Annotated in this window: 13 protein-coding genes; 4 read left to right on the forward strand and 9 right to left on the reverse strand. The window is 72.0% G+C overall.

Annotated features, from left to right (window positions below):
- Positions 1-379 precede the first annotated feature (379 nt).
- Positions 380-1,051: an endonuclease NucS gene (nucS, locus tag OHA30_RS25505; RefSeq protein WP_328916207.1), complete on the reverse strand. Its 672-nt coding sequence runs from the start codon at positions 1,049-1,051 to the stop codon at positions 380-382.
- Between the two features lie 423 nt (positions 1,052-1,474).
- On the opposite strand from nucS, the gene OHA30_RS25510 reads away from it, so the two are divergent.
- Entirely contained in the window at positions 1,475-1,867 is a 393-nt protein-coding gene (locus OHA30_RS25510; protein ID WP_328916208.1) for an SCO5389 family protein, read from the forward strand.
- 99 nt (positions 1,868-1,966) lie between these two features.
- On the opposite strand, the gene OHA30_RS25515 is transcribed toward OHA30_RS25510, so the two are convergent.
- On the reverse strand, positions 1,967-2,992 hold the full coding sequence (locus OHA30_RS25515) for an LLM class flavin-dependent oxidoreductase (protein WP_328916209.1): 1,026 nt from the start codon (positions 2,990-2,992) through the stop codon (positions 1,967-1,969).
- Positions 2,993-3,177: 185 nt separating this feature from the next.
- Between OHA30_RS25515 and OHA30_RS25520 the strand changes: the two genes are divergently transcribed.
- Both OHA30_RS25520 and OHA30_RS25525 read left to right on the forward strand, forming a co-directional pair.
- Positions 3,178-3,507 carry an ATP/GTP-binding protein gene (locus tag OHA30_RS25520; protein WP_328916210.1) on the forward strand — a complete coding sequence of 110 codons (330 nt, stop codon included), beginning with the start codon at positions 3,178-3,180 and terminating at the stop codon, positions 3,505-3,507.
- 540 nt (positions 3,508-4,047) lie between these two features.
- Positions 4,048-4,854 (forward strand): polysaccharide deacetylase family protein, encoded by an 807-nt coding sequence (locus OHA30_RS25525; protein WP_328916211.1) that lies wholly within the window; start codon positions 4,048-4,050, stop codon positions 4,852-4,854.
- A gap of 158 nt (positions 4,855-5,012) precedes the next feature.
- Here the strand turns inward: OHA30_RS25525 and OHA30_RS25530 are convergent, their stop codons facing one another.
- From OHA30_RS25530 to mce, 7 genes are all read right to left on the reverse strand, one after another.
- Complete coding sequence (locus tag OHA30_RS25530) at positions 5,013-5,888, reverse strand: ABC transporter permease (RefSeq protein WP_328916212.1); 876 nt, start codon at positions 5,886-5,888, stop codon at positions 5,013-5,015.
- Positions 5,885-7,135, reverse strand: coding sequence for an ABC transporter ATP-binding protein (locus tag OHA30_RS25535; protein ID WP_328916213.1), 1,251 nt, complete (start codon positions 7,133-7,135; stop codon positions 5,885-5,887). The genes OHA30_RS25530 and OHA30_RS25535 overlap by 4 nt, the downstream gene beginning before the upstream one ends.
- 120 nt (positions 7,136-7,255) lie before the next feature.
- Complete coding sequence (locus OHA30_RS25540; RefSeq protein ID WP_328916214.1) at positions 7,256-8,029, reverse strand: ABC transporter permease; 774 nt, start codon at positions 8,027-8,029, stop codon at positions 7,256-7,258.
- A 1-nt stretch (position 8,030) separates the two neighbouring features.
- A complete protein-coding gene (locus tag OHA30_RS25545; protein ID WP_328916215.1) occupies positions 8,031-9,095 on the reverse strand; it encodes an ABC transporter ATP-binding protein in 1,065 nt (354 codons plus the stop codon).
- 99 nt (positions 9,096-9,194) lie between these two features.
- On the reverse strand, positions 9,195-10,133 hold the full coding sequence (locus OHA30_RS25550; protein WP_328916216.1) for a cellulose-binding protein: 939 nt from the start codon (positions 10,131-10,133) through the stop codon (positions 9,195-9,197).
- Positions 10,134-10,238: 105 nt separating this feature from the next.
- Positions 10,239-13,802 (reverse strand): polarized growth protein Scy, encoded by a 3,564-nt coding sequence (gene scy, locus OHA30_RS25555; RefSeq protein ID WP_328916217.1) that lies wholly within the window; start codon positions 13,800-13,802, stop codon positions 10,239-10,241.
- Positions 13,803-14,005: 203 nt separating this feature from the next.
- Positions 14,006-14,521, reverse strand: a complete 516-nt coding sequence (gene mce, locus OHA30_RS25560) for a methylmalonyl-CoA epimerase (protein ID WP_328916218.1) — start codon at positions 14,519-14,521, stop codon at positions 14,006-14,008.
- 138 nt (positions 14,522-14,659) lie between these two features.
- Between mce and OHA30_RS25565 the strand changes: the two genes are divergently transcribed.
- Positions 14,660-15,862 carry an acetyl-CoA C-acetyltransferase gene (locus tag OHA30_RS25565; protein WP_328916219.1) on the forward strand — a complete coding sequence of 401 codons (1,203 nt, stop codon included), beginning with the start codon at positions 14,660-14,662 and terminating at the stop codon, positions 15,860-15,862.
- Positions 15,863-16,034 lie beyond the last annotated feature (172 nt).

Below are 16,034 nucleotides of genomic sequence, written 5' to 3' on the forward strand. Positions count from 1 at the left end.
GGCCTCCGGCGGGCGGCACCCTTGTGCCGGTTGCAGCGGTTGGACTGGTTGACGCCGCTCTGTCGCGGCGCCGTACGAGCAGCCGTGCGCTCTTCATGAACTCTCCACAGTGGTCGGGCAGCTCTCTCGCTGGGACTCGCGCGCACGGCAGGTCCCCACCGCCTTCGTGAGGCCGCGGAGACATGCCGATCCGCTGACGGACCGTGCACTGACGGCCGTTCAGCGGCGTAGCGCCGGCGTCCAAGGTGCGCGACATGAAGTGGACCTGCAAGTCCAGAACTTCCCCGTGGTGGCCGGTATGCGAGGGCATGCCGCCGGCGGCGCCACGGGGGGCGCGGTGAACTGCCTGATGGAGAGGGCGTGTCGGGCTGACGGAAGGTCAGAAAAGGCGCAGTTTGTCGTCCTGGATACCGCGCATCGCGTCGTAGTCGAGGACGACACAGCCGATGCCGCGGTCGGTGGCCAGGACCCGGGCCTGCGGCTTGATCTCCTGGGCGGCGAAAATCCCCCGTACAGGGGCCAGGTGCGGGTCGCGGTTGAGGAGTTCGAGGTAGCGGGTCAGCTGCTCCACGCCGTCGATGTCGCCGCGGCGCTTGAGCTCCACGGCGACGGTCCCGCCGGAGGCGTCACGGCAGAGGATGTCGACCGGGCCGATCGCGGTCGGGTACTCGCGGCGGATCAGGGTCCAGCCCTCGCCCAGGACCTCCATCCGGTCGGCGAGCAGTTCCTGGAGGTGGGCCTCCACGCCGTCCTTGATCAGACCGGGGTCCACGCCCAGTTCGTGGGAGGAGTCGTGCAGTATCTCCTCGATGCTGATGATCAACTGCTCGCCGGTCTTGTTGGTCACCGTCCAGACCGGTGCCCCGGAGTCCTCGGACTCCTTGAGCGTGCAGGGCGGCGACATCCAGTTGAGCGGCTTGTAGGCACGGTCGTCGGCGTGCACCGACAGGCTGCCGTCCGCCTTGATCAGCAGCAGGCGCGTGGCCGAGGGGAGGTGAGCGGAGAGCCGGCCCGCGTAGTCGACGGAGCAGCGGGCGATGACGAGGCGCATGGTCGGCAACGCTACTCGACCGCGAGGCCCGCACGCGATTCGCCCCGGGAGCCGGGCCCCGGAGCCCGGCGTCCGTACGTCGGCACCCGTACGCCGGCACCGTATGCGCGCCGACCCTCGCGGCCCCGGAACCGTACCCGCGCGATCACCCGCCGGGGAGCCCCGTACCCCCGCGCGGCCCCCGCCCGGGGGACCCGTACGGCTGTCCCCGGACCGCCCCGCGCGGGCGGACCCGTAGGACTCCGGCCAACCCCGCCCCCCGCCGCAAAATTGGCCGGTTGTAGGCGCTGCCGCCTGGTGCGGCCCTGCCGCGGACGCCTACGGTGAAAGCCGGGAGCCGACGCGTGGCAGACGCCGGACCGGGTCCCGGCAATCCGTCCGAACGACCCCGTCCGCGCAGGACTGGGTCCGAGAGGAGTATCCATGTCGCTCGACGTCTCACCGGCCCTTCTCGAACAGGCCGAGCGAGGCGAGGTCGACGAGCAGGAATTCGTCGACTGCGTCCGGACGTCCCTCCCGTACGCGTGGGAGATGATCAGCTCGCTGGTGGCGCAACTCAAGGTTGACGGAGGCGATTTCGCCGACAACCAGACACCGCCGCCGAGTGAGAAGGAACGCGGGCAACTGCTCCGCGCGCTGGCGAGTGACGCGATACGCGGCGCCCTGCAGCGGCACTTCGGGGTGCGGCTGGCCTTCCAGAACTGCCACCGGGTGGCTGTCTTCCCGATGGACCCCTCGGTCGCCGGGAGCTACGGCAAGTTCACCTCGGTACGGTCCCAAGTGCTGAACCAGTCACCGGAGTTCAGGGACTGCTGAGGCCGGGCGCGGCACGCGGACGATCAACCGCGTGACGTAGACGATCAAGGGCGCCACGCACAACCGGGCGTGCTCCCGTGACCGGCCGTCCATACCGGATCAGGCCAGTTCCGGGAGCACGTCCCCGCCCAGCCGGGCCACGTTCTCCAGCGTGGCGGCGAGATCGCCCGAGCCCTCCGCGAGCAGCGCGAACCGGGTGATGCCGGTGCGCTCCGCGGTCGCCGCGAGCCGGTCGGCGCACAGCCGCGGCGGGCCCACCGGGTGCAGGTCGCAGAGCAGTTCGGCATACGCGTGCGGATCGCGCATCCGCCGCGGCGAGCCGTCGTACGTACGGTGGGCGCCGAGACCCTGGTGCAGCCAGCCGGGCATGGACTTGAGCAGTGTCTCGGCCGCGTCCGCGCGGGTGTCGCCGATCTGGACGACGCCGGCCGACACATGGTCGGCGGCCGCGACCGCGTCCGGCGACTGCCCGGCGGCCAGCGCTTCCTCCCGCCACAGCGCGACCATCGCCGCCTTGTCCTCGTCGCCGCAGTGCATGCCGAGCAGCATCGGCAGCCCGCGCTCGGCGGCCAGCCGGACCGTACCCGGCGAGGTGCAGGCGACGACCACCGGCGGGCCGGGCCGGCCGTCCAACTCGTCCGGGCGCGGCACGACTTGGACCTCGCGGAAGGTGTACCGCGGGCCGGCTCCGGCGACCGAGGGCTCGCGCAGCCAGCGCAGCAGCAGGTCGAGGGATTCCGGGAAGCCGCTCTCGAAGGCGGCGAGCCCCGTGCCGAAGACCTCCAGGTCCACCCAGGGGCCGCCGCGGCCGACGCCGAGGGTGAAACGGCCCCGCGAGGCCAGGTGCAGCAGCGCCGCCTGCTCGCCGACGGCCACCGGATGGGCGGTCGGCAGCACGCTCACGGCCGTGCCCACCCCGATTCTGGCCGTGCGGCCGAGCAGCATTCCGGCCAGGGTGATCGCCGACGGACAGACTCCGTACGGCACGAAGTGGTGCTCGGCCAGCCACACGGCGTCGAGGCCCGCTGTCTCTGCCGCCTCGGCCGTCGATATCGCCCTGTGCAGCGCTTCTCCCTGGCCCTGACCGGGAAACTGGGCCGAGAGGACGAATGTTCCCACGCGCATCGCTCACTCCCTCCTGCACGGTCTAACGCTTGGCACGTGCCAAAGGCACGGCTTTCCCCCGCGATTTCATGATTTTCGGCAGTGGCGGGGGACGAATACCGGACAGCGGACATTCGGCCCGGCCGGGAGCGTACGCGTAATCTGGACGCCAGTCCGCGAAGCCCAGCAGCGTGTGAGGTGTGCCAGTGTCGCCGCGACGAAACCGCCCGCACGGCGGACGACGCCCTGCCGACCGTATGGAGGAGGACGACGGGGGTACGGGGTTCGGCGGCGGCAATACCGAGGAGTGGCAGGGCGAGGAGTGGGTGATGCGGCCCATCGCGGGCAGCGCCTCGGCGAAGCACTACCGGTGCCCGGGCTGCGACCAGGAGATCCCGCCGGGCGTCGCGCACGTCGTTGCCTGGCGCGCCTACGGGGGAGTGGACGATCGGCGCCACTGGCACCGGGCGTGCTGGAACGCGAAGGATCGCCGCACCAGCAAGGTGCAGCGATCCCGCAACGCCCCCCGCTACTGACCGGCCGCCGCGAGCCGCGGCGGGCGGCCCCGCGAGGGCGTACAGCCGCAGCGGCCGGGCGCCCCGCGCCGGGCGGCGAGCGCGAACGCTCCCGGCGCACGAGCGTCGCGCACGGACGTCGATTCCGCGCTCGGCGGGTGAGCCGTTGGCACTCCGGCCGCGCGAAGGTCTCGCGCGGACGCAGCGTGCGTGAGCGATGATCCCGCGCTCCGCGCGAAGCGTGAACGGCCGGCGGCCGGAGGCCGCGCCGGGCGGCGGGCGAAAGGTCCCTGCGCGGACGTGCCCCGCGCGGGGCGCTGACTCCGGTGCCCGTGGGTCGGCCGTGGCGTGAATCCCTGCGGACACGTAGCGCGTGCGGGCGCCCGCCGAGAACCCCGAGAAATTCCGCGCGGGGGCGGGTCGGGTGTGGGGAGGCTGGGTGGGGGGTGGGGTCGTACGATGATCACGTTGGACCCACGTGTGGGGGAGCCATACGCAGTGGTTACAGTGCCTCGCGGTCCGCCCTCGCGGGCCTCACGACCTACGAGGGGGAACTCCCGCATGCGGAGCACGACCACAGCGCGCCGAACCCGAGCGCTGGCCGCCCTGCTGACCACGGCGACCGTGGCGATCGGCCTGACCGGCTGCAACGGCTACCACAGCACGAGCCCGGCCTCCGCCAGGAAGCAGGAGCCGGCGAGCGGCAAGGCCGACTTCGCCCAGGGCCCGAACGGAGCCGTCGACTGCCGCAAGGTCACGTGCGTGGCGCTCACCTTCGACGCCGGGCCGAGCGTCCGCACCCCGCAGATCCTCGCCATCCTGCGCAAGTACCACGTGCACGCGACCTTCTTCACCCTCGGCAAGAACCACGTGCGCGTGCACCCCGAGATGGTCAAGGACATGTACGACCAGGGCAACGAGGTGGAGACCCTCACCTGGAGCCACCAGATCCTCACCAAGATCAGCAAGGCCGAGGTCCGCAAGGAGATAACCGAGGGCCGTGACGCCGTCGAGAAGGTCATCGGCGTCCGGCCCACCCTCCTGCGCCCGCCGCAGGGCCGTACCAGCGACGCGGTCACCGCGATCGCGCGCGACCTCGGCATGTCGGAGGTCGAGTGGAGCGCCCAGGGAGCGGACTACAAGACGACCGACTCCGCGCTGATCGAGAAGCGCGTGCTCAAGCAGACCAAGCGGGACGGCATCATCCTGCTGCACGACCTGGTGGACCCCACCGACCGCGGCTACAACGGCACGATCGCCGCCGTCCCGGGCATCATCTCCACCCTCCAGGCCCGCGGCTACACCTTCGTCACCGTCAAGCAGCTCCTCGCGCCGGGGACACCGCAGCCCGGCAAGGTGTACAAGTGACCGGTGCCGGAGGCAGCCCCCGGCACCGGTCGTCAGCCGGCCCAGGCCCAGGCCCCGGCCCCGGCGTCCGTCAGACGGAACAGACGGAACAGGCGGAACAGGCGGAACGGACGGCACGGACGGGACAGGCCGGAAACCTCACGCACGCCTGACGCGCCTCACACATCACGCGAGTTGAGCGTAGCGAAGGCCGCGCCCAGGGCGACGGCGGTGACGCAGGCCAGGAAGACCAGCTGCCGTACGCCGTTCTGGTCGGCCTCCCCGATCATCGGGATGCGGTAGAGCGTGGCCAGCGCGTTGGGCGCGGAGTACTTGATCAGGGCGTCGCGGACGCTCTGGAGGCTCATGGGCAGGAAGATCGCCACCATCAGCGGCAGCAGGACGACACCGATCATCGAGGTGATCGCGCCGGCCGAGTGCCGCAGCAGCGTGCCGACGGCGAGCGCCAGCAGGCCGAGCAGCGCCACGTACAGGCCCGCGCCGACCGTCGCGCCCAGCCACTCCGAGCCGCTTGCCCCGGTCACCCCGTTCGTGACGACCACGCCGGGCATGTCTCCCCAGTCCTCGGGGATGTGCCGGCCGCCCACCACCGCGTTGCTGATCATCGCGGTGATCGCGCAGGCGACGGTGGTGGTGACGAAGGAGAGCAGGAAGAAGACGATCGCCTTGGCGGTCAGTACCCGCGAGCGCTGGGGGCACGCGGTGAAGGTGGTACGGATCATGCCGGTGCCGTACTCGGAGGTGATCACCAGCACCCCGAGGGTGAGGATCGCCATCTGGCCGAGCATCAGGCCGAACAGACCGGCCGCGAGCACCGGCGTGGAGGGGTCGTCGGAGTGCGCGATGGGCACGACGACCAGCAGATTGATGCCGACGACCAGCACGATCATCACACCGAGCGTCCACATCGTGGAGCGGACGGAACGGATCTTGGTCCACTCCGAGCGCAGCGCGTGGCTGAGGCGGGTCTGCTCGACCGGGAGCTGCGAGGCGAACTGCGGCTGCTGGTACGCGTAGGGGGCGGGGGCGGTCATCGGGCGTCCTCGCTGTCGGACTTGGTGAGGGAGGGGGCGGGCGCGGGGGCCTGAGCGGGCGCGGGCGGTACGGGCGGTACGGCGGGCGCGGCGGCCTGCACAGGAGCGGCGGGCGGAGGCGCCTGAACGGGAACGGGCGCCTGGACAGGAGCCTGAACGGGCGCGGGCGCCTGAGCGGGCACCGGACCCGCCGGCGGAGCCCCGTACCCCTGCGGTGGTCCGAAGTGCTGCGGCTGCGGGACCGGCTGCTGCGGCGGCTGCCACCCCCACCCCGGCTGCCCCTGCGGCGGCATCCCGTACGGCGCCCCCTGCTGGAGGCCCTGGCGCGGGTCCTGCGTGGAGCGGTAGTCCACCGCGCCGTTGGTCAGCCGCATGTACGCCTCCTCCAGCGACGCCTGGTGCGGCGAGAGCTCCCACAGCCGGACCTCCGCCTCGTAGGCGATGTCGCTGATCCGCGGCAGCTCCAGCCCGCTGACCCGCAGGGCTCCGTCCTGCTCGGGCTGTACGGCGGCGCCCGCCGCGGCCAGCGCCTTGCCGAGCCGGTCGCGCTGCCCGGCCTCGTCCGGGGTGCGGACGACCGCGTACCCGGTGGAGTGGGTCGCGATGAAGTCCTTGACGCTCATGTCGGCGAGCAGCTGGCCGCGGCCGATCACGATCAGATGGTCGGCGGTCAGCGCCATCTCGCTCATCAGATGGCTGGAGACAAAGACCGTACGGCCCTCGGAGGCGAGCTTGCGCATCAGATTGCGGACCCAGTGGATGCCCTCGGGGTCAAGGCCGTTGACCGGCTCGTCGAAGAGCAGCACCTCGGGGTCGCCGAGCAGCGCGCCCGCGATGCCGAGCCGCTGGCCCATACCGAGCGAGAAGCCCTTGGAGCGGCGGGACGCCACGTCGTGCAGGCCGACCACGCCCAGCACCTCGTCCACCCGGCGGGCCGGAATCCCGGAGAGCTGCGCCAGGCAGAGCAGATGCTGCCGCGCGCTGCGCCCGCCGTGCACGGCCTTCGCGTCGAGGAGCGCGCCGACCCGGCGCGGGGCGTTGGGGAGCCGGCGGTACGGCAGTCCGCCGATCGTCACCTGTCCGGCCGTCGGGGTGTCCAGACCCAGGATCATCCGCATCGTCGTGGACTTGCCCGAACCGTTGGGGCCGAGGAATCCGGTCACGGAGCCCGGCCGCACCTGGAACGACAGGTTGTACACGGCCGTTTTCGCGCCGTACTGCTTGGTCAGGCCGATTGCCTGGATCATGCGCCGCCCCTCGCGTACCCGGGGGCACTCGCCCCCGTGAGGAGGAGGATAGCGAGGGGCCCACCCTCCGGCCGAACCGCCGGGGAGGGCAGCGGACCTTCCCCCGGCGGCAGCCCGCTGTCAGGCGTCGCGCTTCTTCAGCACCACGTATCCGCCGAGCAGCGCGGCGACGACCCAGACGGCCATGATGCCCAGACCGCCCCACGGGCCGTACGAGGTGTGGTTGTCCGAGGACTGGACGACCTGCGTGATCTTCTGGCCCGCCTGGTCGGGGAAGTAGCGCGCGACCTTCTTCACCTTCGGCACCGCCGACAGGATCGGCGAGACCAGGAAGAAGAACGGCATCAGAATGCCCAGGCCCAGCATCGGGCTGCGCAGTATCGTCGACGCGCCCACGCAGAAGAGCACGATCAGCGTCATGTAGAGACCCGCGCCGAAGACCGCGCGCAGCACCCCGGGGTCGCTGATCGACGCCCGGTGCGAGCCGAGCAGCGCCTGGCCGAGGAAGAACGTGATGAAGCTGGTGAGCATGCCGACCACCAGGGCGAGCAGACCCGCGATCGTGACCTTGGAGGCGTAGAACGAGGCGCGCTGCGGCACCGCGGCCAGCGAGGTGCGGATCATGCCGGTGCTGTACTCGCTGGAGATCACCAGCACACCGAAGACGATCAGCGCGAGCTGGCCCAGCGACATGCCGAAGAAGCTGGTGTTCGTCGGGTCGAAGGTGGCCCGGTCGGTCGCGTCCAGCGAACTCCAGGTGTTGTTGAAGACCAGACAGATCACCGCGCCAAGACCCACGGTGACCACGAAGGCCAGCGCCAGGGTCCACACGGTGGAACGTACGGAACGGATCTTGGTCCACTCCGACTGGAGGATCGCCACGGGCGAAGCCATGTCAGCGCCCCTTTCCGGAGTTGTCGGAACCCGAGCCGTCGGAGCCGGAGCCCGGGTCGCGCCAGCTCGCCCCCCACTGCGAGGCCGGCGGCTGCCCGCCGGACCGGTGCTGCTCCGCGGCGGTCGGCAGCGGGGCCGCGGCGACACCCGCGCCGTGCATCCCCCCTTGCGCGTGGTACTCCACCGACTCGGCGGTCAACTGCATGAACGCTTCCTCCAACGACGCCCGCTGCGGGCTGAGTTCGTGCAGCACCAGCTGATGCCGCGCCGCGAGTTCGCCGAGCTCGGCCGCGTCGCCGTCGGTGACCTCGTACGAGCCGTCCTCGGTCTCCACCACCGTGTGCCCGGCCTGCGACAACACGTCCTTGAGCTGCTCCGGCTGCGGGGTGCGCAGCCGGACGTAGGAGCGGGAGTTCTTCTGGATGAAGTCGGCCATCGAGGTGTCGGCCATCAGCCGTCCCCGGCCGATCACGATCAGGTGCTCGGCGGTCAGTGCCATCTCGCTCATCAGATGGCTGGAGACGAAGACCGTACGGCCCTGCGCGGCCAGGCCCTTCATCAGATTGCGGATCCAGTGGATGCCCTCCGGGTCCAGTCCGTTGACCGGCTCGTCGAACATCAGGATCTCCGGGTCGCCCAGCAGCGCGGCGGCGATGCCGAGCCGCTGGCCCATGCCCAGCGAGAACCCCTTGGAACGCTTCTTGGCCACCGCGCTGAGACCGACCGTCTCCAGCACCTCGTCCACCCGGTTCCGGGGGATGCGGTTGGACTGGGCCAGGCACAGCAGATGGTTGTACGCGGTCCGGCCGCCGTGGATCGCCTTGGCGTCCAGCAGCGCGCCGATGTACTTCAGCGGTTCGCTGAGCTGCGCGTAGCGCTTGCCGTCGATCTGGACATCGCCGCTGGTCGGGGTGTCCAGACCCAGCATCATCCGCATCGTCGTGGACTTGCCCGCGCCGTTCGGCCCGAGGAAGCCCGTCACCACGCCGGGGCGCACGGTGAAGGTCAGATGGTCGACGGCGGTCTTGTCCCCGTACCGCTTGGTGAGCCCCTGCAACTCAATCATGGGGGCGAGGCTAGCAAGTGCGACGGAACCCCCGCCCGAGGAGGGGCGGGGGTTCCGCACAAGACACCGACGGTCTGCCCCGCAGGGCCCTTCGTCAGATCAACGCGACTGCTGGGCCGGGACGCCGCGCGAGATCGGCTCGTCGTCGGCCGGCGAGGTCGCCGCCGCCACCGCGGCACCGGTCAGCGTGGCCAGCATCTCGCGGACGTTGGTCAGCTGGGCGTTGATGCTGTCGCGGCGGTTGGTGAGCGCCGCCAGCTCGCGCTCGGACTCGCTGCGGATCCGGTCGGCCTTCGCGTTCGCGTCCGCGACGATGTCCTCGGACTGGCGCTGCGCGGTCTCCACGGTCTGCCGGGCCCGGCGCTCCGCGTCCGTACGCAGCTTCTCCGCCTCAAGGCGCAGCTGCTCGGCGCGGTGCTCGATCTCCGCCAGGCGCTTCTCCGCCTTGGCCTGACGCGACGCCAGGTCGCGCTCGGACTGCTCACGACGCTTGGCGAGGTTCGTCTCGAAGTCCGCGGCGGCCTGGGCGGCCTTGGCGCGGGTCTCCTCGAACAGCGCGTCGGCCTCCTCGCGCTTGGCGGACGCGTCCTTCTGCGCGTCGGTGCGCAGCTGGGTGGCGTCGCCCTTCGCCTTGTCGACGATCCGCGCGCCCTCGTCCTCGGCCTTGGCCTTGCGGTCGGAGGCGAAGCTCTCGGCGTCGCTGCGCACCTGCGCGGCGGCCGACTCGGCCAGCTCGCGGTGCTGTTCGGCGGCGCGGCGGGCCTCCTCACGCAGGTCCTTCGCCTCCTCCTCGGCGAGGCGGAGGATCTTCTCCACACGGGCACCGAGACCCGCGTACGACGGCTCCGAGTCGTTCACCTGAGCCTGGGCGTTCTGGGTTTCGAGGTGGAGCTCCTCGATGCGCTTCTCCAGCGCGGTGATCCGGGTCAGTGCGCTGTCACGGTCGGCGACGAGCTTGGTGATGCGGTCGTCCACCTGTCCGCGGTCGTATCCGCGCCGCACGAGCTCGAAGCCGAATGGGGAGGAAGTGTCGCTCATGAGGTTCCTGTCGATGATTCAGACCGAAGAGGTGATAGTGGGAATCCTAGGGGCCCGAGCGGCGTGTCACCGAGCCATTGCGTATGAGGTATGAAAATGGTCCGCTCAATCGAGTGGAGCGTCGTCGATACGCTTGCCACTCGAACGAGTGGAACCCGCGCTCGCGCCTGCGGCGACCGTACTCTTCGTGCTACCGCCCCCGACGACCGGTGCTTCGAACGATTCCAACGCCTCCAGCACGTCCTGGACACGGGAGATCTCCGCATTGATGTCCTCTCTGCGGCGCACCAGGATCTCCAAGTCTCGTCTGCCCTCGGCCACGATGCGGTCGGCCTCGGCGCGTGCCTCCCCCTTGACCCGCTCCGCCTCCCGCTCGGCCTCGTTCTTCTTCTGCTCGGCCTCCTTCAGGAGGCCCTCGACCTTCTTGACGGCGGCGATACGGACCTTGCTCGCCTCCGACGTGGCCGTGGTCTTGATCTCGGCGGCCTTCGCCTCCGCCTCCGCCAACTGCTCGGTCGCGGCGGCCACCAGCTTGTCGACCCGCTCGCCGACGGACTTCATCGCCTCCGCGGCCTCCTTGCGGGCCCGCTCGTGCAACTCCTCGACCTCGGTCTCGACCCGCTGCCGCAACTCGGCGGTGCGCTCCCGGGTGGCCGTGGCGTCGGTGCGGGCCTCCCGTAGCAGGGTATCCGCGTCCGTACGGGCGCGCTCCACCCGTGCATTGCCTTCCGCCGTCGCCTCATTGACGATCCGTTCGGCCTCGCCGCGGGCCGCGCCGACCATCGCGTCGGCCTGCTCCTCGGCGGCGGCCTGGGTCTTCAGCGCCTCCGTCTGCGCCTGGCCGATCAGCTCGTCGGCCTGCTCTGCGGCCTCGCTGCGGCGCTTGTTGGCCGCCTCGCGGGCCTCGTCAAGGACGCGCTGCGCGTGCTCCCTGGCCTGCTCGGCGTCCCGCTCGGCCGCCTCAAGCGTCTCCAGGGAGAGGGTGCTCAGCCGCTCGGCCTCCTCGCGGGCCTTGGCCACCAACTGGTCGGCCTGGGCGGCCGCGTCGGTGCGCATCCGGTTCGCGGTCTCGCGGGCCTCCGAGCGCAGCCGGTCGGACTCCTCGATCGCCTCGTTGACCGTACGGTCGGCCAGCGAACGGGCCGCCTCGGCCTCCTCCTGGCTCTCCCGGCGGATGCGCGCCGAGTCCTCGTGCGCCCGCTCCCGCTCGGAGTTGGCGTCCGCGCGCAGTCGGCCGGCCTCGCCCTCCGCCTCGCCGCGCATCCGCTCGGCCGCGTGCTCGGCGGCCGAGCGCAGCCCGGCGACCTCCTCCTCGGCCTCCTGGTGCAGATGCGCGACCGCGTCCCGTACCTGCTGCGCGGTGCTCTCCGCCGCCGCGACCATCTCGGCCGCCCGCTGCTCGGCCTCCGCCGCCAGCCGGTCCGCCTCCGCCGCCGCGTCCTCGACGCGCTTACGGGCGGCGGCCAGCAACTCCTCGCTCTCCCGGCGGGACTGCGTCCGCTCCTGCTCGGCCTCGGTACGGGCCGCGCCCAGCAGCTCCTCGGCCTCGCGCCGGCGCCTGGCCGCCTCCTCCCGCGCGGCGGCCAGCGCCTCGGCGGCCTCCGCCCCGGTCCGCTCGGCCGCGGCCGCCGCCTCCGCGCGCAGCCGGTCGCCGGTCTCCTGCGCCTCGGTCTTGCGCGCCTCGGCCTCCGCGGCGGCGTCCGCCTGGAGCCGCAGGGCCACCGTCTCGGCCTCCGCGCGGGTCTGCGCCGCGTCGGCCGCGGCCTCGTCGCGCAGCCGTACCGCCTCGGCCCTGGCCTGCTCCTGAAGGACACGGACCCGCTCGGCGGCCTCCTGGCGCAGCCGCTCGCCCTCCTCGGCCGCCTCGGCGCGGATGCGGTCCGACTCGTCGGTGGCCTCGCGCAGCCGCTCCTCGGCCGCGGTGACCCGCGCCTCGGCCTCCTCGCGCAGCCGTGCCAGGTCGACCCCGGCCTCGGCTCGCATCCGGGTCACCGCCGCCTCGGTCTCCGCGCGCTGCTCGGCGGCGGCCCGGTCGGCCTCCTCGCGCACCGCGGCGGCGGCCTGCTCGGCCTCGGCCCGCAGCTCCTCGGCCTCCGCGCGGGCCTGCTGCAACGCCTCCTCGGCCTTGGTGTTGAGCGTCGACGCCCGCTCGACGGACTCGGTACGCAGCCGGTCGGCCTCGGTCGCCGCGCTCTGCCGTACGTCGTCGCCGTCGGCCTTCGCCTTGGCCAGCAGCTCCTCGGCCCGGCGGGCGGCCTCCTCGATCTGCTGGACGGCCTCGCGCCGCGCCTCGCCGCGCAGCCGCTCGCCCTCGGCGACCGCGTCGGCCCGCAACTGCTCGGCCTCGCCGCGCAGCCGCCTGGCCTCCTCCTGGAGTTCGACGGTCCTGGCCCGGTACTCCGCGGTGTCGTCCTGCGCGGCGCCCCGCAGCTCCTGCGCCGATGCCTCGGCCTCGGTCCGCAGCCGCTCGGCCTCCGCGTCGGCCTCCCGGCGGATGCGCTCGGCCTCCTCGGCGGCCGCCTTCGTGGTCGAGCGGGCGTCCTCGGACGCCTTGGTCAGGATCTCCTCGGCCGACCTGGCGGCCTGCGCGAGCTGCGCGGCCGCGTCCTCGGTCGCCTTGGCGCGGGCGGTCTCCTGCGTCTCGGTCCTGATCCGCTCGGCGTCCGCGCGGGCGTCCGCGACGGTCTGCTCGGCCTCCGCCTTCGCGGCCTCGACCTCCTTGGTCGCCTCCGCGACCATGCGGGCGATCTCGGCGCGGGCGGTACGGGTCCGCTGCTCGTTCTCCGACTCGGCCGCGGCCAGCCGCTTGGCGGCGGCGGCACTCGCCTCCTCGCGCAGCCGGTCCGCCTCGGCCCTGGCGGTGCGCAGCGCCTCGTCGGCCTCGCGGATGCGCTCCTCGGCCAGCCGGGACAGCTCGATGGCCCGGGCCCTGGCCTCGTCGGACTCGCTGCGGGTGGTCGTACGCAGCTGCTCGGCCTCGGAGGTGGCCTCCTGGGCCTGCGCGGAGGCCGCGGCCAGCAGCCGCTCGGCGTCCGTCCTGGCCCGGCGCAGCAGCTGCTCGGCCTCGATCCTGGCGGCCTCCGCGTCCGCGCTCAGCCGCTGGCCGGTCTGCTCGGCGACCCTCGTCGCCTCGGCGCGGGCGGCGGCCAGCGCGGCTTCGGTCTCCGCGCGGGTCTCGTCCAGCAGCCGCCGGGCCTGGGACTCGCTGCGGGCGCGCAACTGCTCGGCCCAGGCGACGTTCTCGTTGACGTGGGTCTCGACGGTGGCCCGGCGCTCGGCCAGCTCCTCGTCGAGATGGCGGCGGCGGGCGATCGCCTCGGCGTGCCACTCCGCCTCGAACCTGGCCTGGTGCTCGGCCTGTTCCTGGAGCAGCCGCTGGGTCTGCGCGCGGGCCTCGCGCAGCTCGCGCTCGGCGTCGGCGCGCAGCTGGTCGGCCTGGATCTGGGCATTGCGGAGCAGCTGGTCGGCCTGGTGGCCGATGTTGTCGTACGCAGGCCGGGACGCCAGGTTGCGCCGCGCCTCGTGCAGTTTGGCGCGCAGCACCTCGACCTGGTATCCGAGGTCGTCGGCGTGGTCGACGGCCTTGCCCCGCTCGGTACGCAGCCTGTCCATCTCGGCTTCGAGTCGAGAGAGGTGGTCGTCAGCCCGGTAGCTGTCGTTGCCCCGCACTCCGCGGTCCCATCGGTCTCCTGGCGTTCTCACCCGCCAACCGGGTGAGATTCTCCGTCGCTCCGCCCTTGACGGCCCGCGCTGCCCGGCCACGGAGGGAGCTCCAAGGAGAATGGTGTCAGATCAACGTCGCGGAGCGGCACCGTATCCAGCCGTCCACCCCGGTCGGCCCGGGTCACTCTACCGGGCAGGACGGGGGTGGGTCAGTGATCCTGCCGGTCCGGGGCCGACTGCTCGCCCTCGTCGGGGTCCCGGCCGGGGCCCGCGGCGTGCTCCTTCGCGGGGTCTTTCGTGAGGTCCTTCGCAGAGGTGACGATCTCGGTCAGCACGCCGTGGCAGTCCTTGGGGTGCAGGAAGGTGATCCGGGAGTCCATCGAACCGCGGCGCGGCTCGTCGTACAGCACCCGTACGCCCTTGTCGCGGATCGCCTCGGAGTCGGTGTCCACGTCCGAGGTACCGAAGGCGATGTGGTGGACGCCCTCACCGTTCTTGGCCAGCCACTTGCCGACCGCGGAGTCCTCGCGGGTCGGTTCGAGCAGCTGGAGGTAGGAGGCCCCGCCGTCGGAGGTCTCGTTGATCTTGAGCATGGCCTCGCGCACGCCCTGCTCCTCGTTCACCTCGGAGTGGAACACCTCGAAGCCATAGGTGGCACGGTAGAACTCGACAGTCGTGTCGAGGTCGAAGCAGGCGATCCCGATGTGGTCGATGCGAGTCAGCATGTACACAGTCCACCGCACCGATATGTGGTCACGCAACGTGCGCGCCATCACACGTTCCGCCCGGTGACCTGGGCCCTGTCCCCTCAGTACATTGACGGTAACCCTCGTTAACCTCTCTTCCGCCGAAGGGGCCGCACCATGACCAGCCAGGCCGCACGCACATCCGTGATCGTCGCAGGTGCCAGAACGCCGATGGGCCGCCTCCTGGGCAGCCTGCGCTCCTTCTCCGGCGCCGACCTCGGCGGCTTCGCCATCAAGTCGGCGCTGGAGCGGGCCGGGATCGGCGGTGAGCAGGTCGAGTACGTGATCATGGGGCAGGTGCTCCAGGCGGGCGCCGGCCAGATCCCGGCCCGCCAGGCGGCCGTCAAGGCGGGCATTCCGATGAGCGTGCCCGCGCTGACCGTGAACAAGGTCTGTCTGTCCGGCCTGGACGCCATCGCGCTGGCCGACCAGCTGATCAGGGCCGGCGAGTTCGACATCGTCGTCGCCGGCGGCCAGGAGTCCATGACCAACGCGCCGCACCTGCTGCCCAAGTCCCGCGAGGGCTACAAGTACGGCGCGATCCAGGTGCTCGACGCCATGGCGTACGACGGGCTGACCGACGCCTTCGAGAACATCGCGATGGGCCAGTCCACCGAGGCCCACAACACCCGGCTCGGCATCGAGCGGGAGCCGCAGGACGCCTTCGGCGCGCTGTCCCACCAGCGGGCCGCCGCCGCGCGGAAGAACGGCCTGTTCGACGCAGAGATCACGCCGGTCGAGATCCCGCAGCGCAAGGGCGACCCGGTGGTCTTCAGCGAGGACGAGGGCATCCGCCCGGACACCACGGCCGAATCGCTCGGCAGGCTGCGGCCGGCCTTCGCCGCCGACGGGGCCGGCACCATCACTGCCGGCACCTCCTCGCAGATCTCCGACGGCGCCGCCGCGGTGGTCGTGATGAGCCGGGCCAAGGCCGAGGAGCTGGGCCTGGAGTGGCTGGCCGAGATCGGCGCCCACGGCAATGTGGCGGGCCCGGACAACTCCCTCCAGTCGCAGCCGTCCAACGCGATCAGGCACGCGCTGGGCAAGGCCGGGCTGACCGTCGACGACCTGGACCTCATCGAGATCAACGAGGCGTTCGCGGCCGTCGCTGTCCAGTCCATGAAGGACCTCGGCGTGACCACGGACAAGGTCAACGTCAACGGCGGGGCGATCGCGCTCGGCCACCCCATCGGGATGTCCGGCGCGCGGATCGTGCTGCATCTGGCGCTGGAGCTGAAGCGGCGCGGGGGCGGTACGGGGGCGGCGGCGCTGTGCGGCGGCGGGGGTCAGGGCGACGCGCTGATCATCCGCGTGCCCTGAGCCGGTGTTCTGACCTGGTGTTCTGAGCGGGGCACCCTGAGCGGGGCACCCTGAGCGGGGTGCCCGCTCGCGCGAGCGATTGGCTACGGTTGCGCGGGGGCGGTTACCCGGGGTCGTGCCGGTGTTCGGGGGTGTCCCCGGATTCCGTGCGGGGGAGCCCGGCGGCGAACCG

Source organism: Streptomyces sp. NBC_00223 (assembly GCF_036199905.1).
Taxonomy (GTDB): domain Bacteria; phylum Actinomycetota; class Actinomycetes; order Streptomycetales; family Streptomycetaceae; genus Actinacidiphila.

Bases quoted from the DNA above. Each gene is read 5' to 3' on its own strand.
- OHA30_RS25535 (WP_328916213.1), bottom strand. From the start codon at position 7,135: ATGATCCAGGCAATCGGCCTGACCAAGCAGTACGGCGCGAAAACGGCC.
- OHA30_RS25515 (WP_328916209.1), bottom strand. From the start codon at position 2,992: ATGCGCGTGGGAACATTCGTCCTCTCGGCCCAGTTTCCCGGTCAGGGC.
- OHA30_RS25545 (WP_328916215.1), bottom strand. From the start codon at position 9,095: ATGATTGAGTTGCAGGGGCTCACCAAGCGGTACGGGGACAAGACCGCC.
- OHA30_RS25540 (WP_328916214.1), bottom strand. From the start codon at position 8,029: ATGGCTTCGCCCGTGGCGATCCTCCAGTCGGAGTGGACCAAGATCCGT.
- OHA30_RS25550 (WP_328916216.1), bottom strand. From the start codon at position 10,133: ATGAGCGACACTTCCTCCCCATTCGGCTTCGAGCTCGTGCGGCGCGGA.
- OHA30_RS25510 (WP_328916208.1), top strand. From the start codon at position 1,475: ATGTCGCTCGACGTCTCACCGGCCCTTCTCGAACAGGCCGAGCGAGGC.
- nucS (WP_328916207.1), bottom strand. From the start codon at position 1,051: ATGCGCCTCGTCATCGCCCGCTGCTCCGTCGACTACGCGGGCCGGCTC.
- OHA30_RS25530 (WP_328916212.1), bottom strand. From the start codon at position 5,888: ATGACCGCCCCCGCCCCCTACGCGTACCAGCAGCCGCAGTTCGCCTCG.
- OHA30_RS25565 (WP_328916219.1), top strand. From the start codon at position 14,660: ATGACCAGCCAGGCCGCACGCACATCCGTGATCGTCGCAGGTGCCAGA.
- mce (WP_328916218.1), bottom strand. From the start codon at position 14,521: ATGCTGACTCGCATCGACCACATCGGGATCGCCTGCTTCGACCTCGAC.
- OHA30_RS25525 (WP_328916211.1), top strand. From the start codon at position 4,048: ATGCGGAGCACGACCACAGCGCGCCGAACCCGAGCGCTGGCCGCCCTG.